Source organism: Vibrio sp. 811 (assembly GCF_033339195.1).
The window spans coordinates 1-823 of record NZ_JAWOUB010000246.1; the positions used below are offsets into that span (position 1 = coordinate 1).

General features: G+C 41.8%; 1 protein-coding gene. It reads left to right on the forward strand.

The features are described from left to right. The first annotated feature begins 149 nt into the window (after window positions 1–149). On the forward strand, window positions 150–506 hold the full coding sequence (locus tag R7Q46_RS26130; RefSeq protein ID WP_318078076.1) for a YibL family ribosome-associated protein: 357 nt from the start codon (window positions 150–152) through the stop codon (window positions 504–506). Window positions 507–823: the final 317 nt, after the last annotated feature.

Below are 823 nucleotides of genomic sequence, written 5' to 3' on the forward strand. Positions count from 1 at the left end.
GTGACATTGAACAACGTAGAGGCCTTCTTCTCCGGCCAAGTTTCAGGGAATGAACTAATCAACTAGACATAGAATCGAGGAGGATAGTAGAGCGTAGATTTTCAGCTATGCTATACTCCTCGACCATTAAAAAATTGAGTCTATTTACCATGAGCATGAAAACTGATATTCAAAAGCTGCATAACCGCGTAGATACCTGCCAACGTAAACTGGATGCAGCACGTTCTCGTGGTGATCACGAAATGATTTCTAAATTCACGGATGAAGTTGAAGATCTAACAAAGAAGCTTAACCAACTTAAGCACAAACAAACATACGAACTAAATAAAGAACGTAAAAGCCGGGTAGATATGCCATTCTCTCGTGAAATCACTAAAGCAGAACAGGCAGACATCGGTAAACTGAAGAAACGCGTACGCGGCCTGGTTATCGTTCACCCTATGACTAAAATGGGTAAAGAACTACGCCTAGACGTGATGACTGGCTTCGCACCGAAAGAGTTCTAATACACTCGACAAACACATTAAATGTAAGAACGCCCAAGCCTATCGCTTGGGCTTTTTTGTATCTGAATTAACTAGAGAAAAGGGAAGTTGAATAGCTGCAAGGTGTGCAACACTAAAACTCAAGTTGCCAGCCACTCAATCTCACAGCGTTTAAGGCTTGCTGCTTTAGAAAGCGTCACTTTGGTAGATTCGAAAGCCTTAATGGAACATCTGTATGCTAAAGCTCATTCATTTAAGAACAAACCTTGTATTGAGTGATTGTGTGCTGAATATTAGAACAAGGGCGCCTAGCTTGAAGGGGATCTCAACCGGGGATT

Excerpts from the sequence above, each read along its gene's own strand:
- R7Q46_RS26130 (WP_318078076.1), top strand. The coding sequence starts at position 150 with ATGAGCATGAAAACTGATATTCAAAAGCTGCATAACCGCGTAGATACC.